Annotated in this window: 1 protein-coding gene; it reads right to left on the reverse strand. The window is 45.6% G+C overall.

Annotation, left to right across the window (positions count from 1 at the left end):
• On the reverse strand, positions 1-250 hold a 250-nt coding region (locus ACRHOZ_RS21190; protein ID WP_431130321.1), incomplete at both ends, for a SecY-interacting protein Syd.

The following is a 250-nucleotide window of genomic DNA, read 5'->3' on the forward strand; positions in this document are numbered from 1 at the left end:
TTCATCAGTAACCGCAAAAAACAAGGTTTCAGCCTGCCTTAAGCGACGCTTCATCATAACGTGTGCTATCAGGTTTTCCTGCAACCTTATTAAATCATCCTGATTCCAGGGCACCAGTAATTGCAGATCTCCGCGAGTTGTTCGGGCATTCAGGTTGTCACCGTAATAACGCGTGTAATAGCTTTCCAACTGCTTATCCGGTTGTAACCCCAACCCATCTACCAGCGCCTGTAAATCGTGGTTTTGATTT

The organism is Flagellimonas flava, assembly GCF_050617915.1.
GTDB classification, from domain to species: domain Bacteria; phylum Bacteroidota; class Bacteroidia; order Flavobacteriales; family Flavobacteriaceae; genus Flagellimonas; species Flagellimonas flava_A.